This window comes from Novipirellula sp. (assembly GCF_041583735.1).
GTDB lineage: Bacteria > Planctomycetota > Planctomycetia > Pirellulales > Pirellulaceae > Novipirellula.
This window is the reverse complement of the sequence record NZ_JBFHFD010000794.1, coordinates 1-3,486: the sequence shown is the minus strand read 5'-3', so window position 1 is coordinate 3,486 and position 3,486 is coordinate 1. Positions and strand designations below refer to the sequence as shown.

3 protein-coding genes are annotated in these 3,486 nt (G+C 55.2%); 1 reads left to right on the top strand and 2 read right to left on the bottom strand.

Going from position 1 to position 3,486, the window contains the following annotated elements; all coding sequences use genetic code 11:
* Positions 1–162: 162 nt before the first annotated feature.
* Positions 163–1,356 carry a S1C family serine protease gene (locus ABX962_RS32845; protein WP_372725910.1) on the bottom strand — a complete coding sequence of 398 codons (1,194 nt, stop codon included), beginning with the start codon at positions 1,354–1,356 and terminating at the stop codon, positions 163–165.
* Between the two features lie 388 nt (positions 1,357–1,744).
* Between ABX962_RS32845 and ABX962_RS32840 the strand changes: the two genes are divergently transcribed.
* A complete protein-coding gene (locus ABX962_RS32840; protein ID WP_372725909.1) occupies positions 1,745–3,025 on the top strand; it encodes a thymidine phosphorylase in 1,281 nt (426 codons plus the stop codon).
* A 158-nt stretch (positions 3,026–3,183) separates the two neighbouring features.
* Here ABX962_RS32840 and ABX962_RS32835 read toward each other — a convergent pair.
* Positions 3,184–3,486: DUF1559 domain-containing protein (locus ABX962_RS32835; RefSeq protein WP_372725908.1), on the bottom strand; the 303-nt coding region annotated here is incomplete at its 5' end.

The following is a 3,486-nucleotide window of genomic DNA, read 5'->3' as shown; positions in this document are numbered from 1 at the left end:
CGGACAAGACGATGAAAGATATTGATGGCGACACCGCCGAAGTCTTTGCCCGCAACAATAGCCACTTTGAAATCGCGGATTTGTTAGCGGACAAAGACGAAGAAAAAAACAAAGAGGAAACGAAGTCGGAATAGGCTACGCCAAAAATCGACGCGAGTTTCGTTACTCTGCCGATTTTACTTCTGCCGACTCGCCCTCTTGCTTCTCTTCTTCATCACTCTTCTGTAACGTCGGATCCTCGATCGAAGCCAATTCGACTTGCAGCGTCATTTCTTTACCCGCTCGAGAGATTTTGACATTCTGCATCGAACCAATCGGTTTTCGCTCGATGATCTCTCGCAAGTTGCTTGGATTGAGCACTCGTTCCCCGGCAAATTCGAGAATCACGTCCATCGGTTTTAATCCCGCACGTGCTCCCGCCGATCCCGCGATCACTTGATGGACCAAGATCCCCAGCCCCACCGGAAGGTTGACCTTTTTGGCTACTTTGGTATTAAGTTCAGCCAAACTAATCCCCAATGCGGCACGTCGAACGCGTCCATGTGCGGCAAGTTCATCGGCGATCCATTTCGCTTGATTGATGGGGATGGCAAAACCGATGCCTTGATAGCCCCCATTGCGTGTTGCGATGGCCGTGTTAATTGCGATCATCTTTCCATCCAAATCGACAAGCGGCCCGCCCGAGTTGCCTGGATTGATTGCAGCATCGGTTTGCAACAACCGACCACGGCGGATGCGGGGCAGTTTCCGATTTTTGGCGCTAACAATCCCCGCGCTGACAGTCGCTTCTAATTTGAAAGGGCTGCCGATCGCGAGTACCCAGTCGCCGATATCCATTTGATCCGAATCCCCCAGCGTAGCCACATCAAACGGCTTGTCTCGCTCGATTCGCACAATCGCCACATCGCTGTCGGGATCCCCATGCACCTCGGCGGCTTCGATCTCCGTTTCGTCGGCAAGTTGGACCACTACCTTTTTGGCACCGGCGATGACATGGTTATTGGTAATGATCAATCCGGTTTTGCTGAGGATCACGCCAGAACCTAGACCGGTCAACGGAATGGCATCACCATTGACGTTTTCTTCCGCTGGCGGGGTCGGGCCTGGACGCTCCGTTTCGCTCTCGCCATCCGTCGTTTCGACGTTTTGTCCATAGGCAAACACGGTAACAACCGAAGGGGTTGCACGACGCGCGGCAACACGAAATGCCTTGGATAACGCCCGCGGTCCGGCTTGAATTTCGCTCATCGATTCCGCGTTCTCGGTCGCAGCAGAGACATCATCGGCGCGCAGGGGATTCGCTAGAGATGCAAACACACAGCCGAGAAAGACGAGAGATGCAAGTCGATGTTTCATTGCGTTTCTTTTTAACTTTTGTGAGGTAAAATCGGACTTTCAAGCAGGTTGCTCGCAATCTACCGATGAAGCAGCGGTTGTTTAGTGAGCCGACGGCGTGAGCGGGTTGTCAGTTTGGTGAGCCGTGACGCGTGAGCGGCCGGGTGCCACGCATTACCCGGTGCCTTACGGCCCGCGGCTCACATCATTTTGCCTTGCTTCGATCGTAAAAACGAGAGTGGCAACCCCAATCTGCGGGTGCCAAATCGTTCTCCGTTGATCGATTGTCTTTGCCTTTGCAGACGATACGCGGATCGAAACGAAGCCGCCAGTATCACGCACCCGGCGGATCGTCTATCGTCACTATAGCGGTTTGCAATCTTTTTCGTCACCAAGAAGGTTTTTGGCAATGCTACCAGCAACGATATTGGCAAAAAAACGTGACGGTCATGAGTTGACCGAAGGCGAGATCCATTTCTTGGTGGATGGATTTTGTAGCGACAAGGTGGCCGATTATCAGATGGCCGCGTTCGCAATGGCGATCTGTATCAACGGCATGTTGCCTGGCGAGATCAGTGCCCTGACCGGGGCGATGGTGCGCAGCGGTGACAAGCTACCGCGATGCAGTGACCGGCCACGCGTCGATAAGCACAGCACGGGGGGGCTCGGCGACAAAGTCTCGCTGATCCTCGCGCCGCTGCTGGCGACTTGTGACGTCGACGTGCCCATGATCAGCGGACGGGGACTCGGTTTGACCGGAGGCACGTTGGACAAGTTGGAATCCATCGAAGGTTTCAAAACGCAACTGACGATCGACGAATCGACCAAACTGCTTCGCAAACTGGGCGTCTTCATTATCGGAGCCAATGCAAAAATCGCTCCCGCCGATCAACGTCTGTACTCGCTGCGTGATGTCACCGGCACGGTGGAATCGGTGGCCTTGATCACGGCCAGCATCCTCAGCAAAAAGCTTGCCGCACGACTGGACGCCTTGGTGATGGACGTCAAAGTCGGTTCAGGCGGGTTCATGAAAACACTCGATCAAGCTCGTGAGCTGGCTCAATCGTTAATTCGTGTCGGTGCCCAATCCGAATTGCCGATCACCGCCATCCTTTCGGACATGGACCAACCACTCGGCGCAGCGATCGGCAACGCAATCGAAGTCAACGAAGCGGTCGATGTGCTGCAAGGCATTGGCCCGCCGGAAGTCCGCGAGTTAACGCTACAGCTCGGTGCAAACTTGTTATCCGCTTCACTCGAAGGGATGTCACGCGATGACGCGATCACAAAATTGACCAACCACCTCGACTCGGGGATCGCGATGGAACGTTTCGAACAGATGGTGGTGGCACAGGGAGGCCGTCCCGATTTCCCACGTCCAATCGGAAGCGAGTTGATGATCGAAAGTCCCGCCGATGGCTGGATTGAAAAAGTCGATTGTGAATTGCTGGGGAAAGCGGTGGTCGAACTTGGCGGCGGTCGGCGGCAGAAAAAGGACCGCATCGATCCAAGTGTCGGGCTGCAAGTCCATTGCCGCGTCGGACAACGTGTCAAGCGGGGCACGCCGATCATCAGCCTGCATTGTGACAAACGTCTGCATGACGAGTACCGAAGCCCATTGCAGAACGCGGTCACCGTTTCGGATCAAAGCGTCAAATGTGCCCCGCTGATCATCGACCAGCTGGGCTAAACATCCGGTCCGAGATCGGCCAAGCGAAGGACGAAAAACGGGGAAAAAAAAGGGGGCGTTCACCGAAACGACATTCCTGTCTTCGACGACCGTCCCCCTTTGTTAGTTCTCGTCGCTGGACCTCGCGTTATGCGAACGTCGAACGAAGGAATGCCGGTTTAAAAGTCGCTGCCAATCACTTCCTTGCTGGCACGTGTTCCGAGTGATCCCCACAATCCGTAGGGGCTTTGCTGGCCCGGAGCCGCGTTGCCAGTGCCACCCAAACGAACCATGGCTCCGCCGCCGCCTGTATTGCGACTGCTTCCCGCCTCGATCGAATCGGTGATAAACTTGACCGCTCCGTCGCCCATTAGAATGTGGCAACCACCTTGGTGGCGGCTACTCGGCGTCGCCACCATTTCCTTGAAATGGTTCTCGGCCGCAGGCAACGTCGTGCCGAAAGTTGCTTGAGTGGGCGCAGG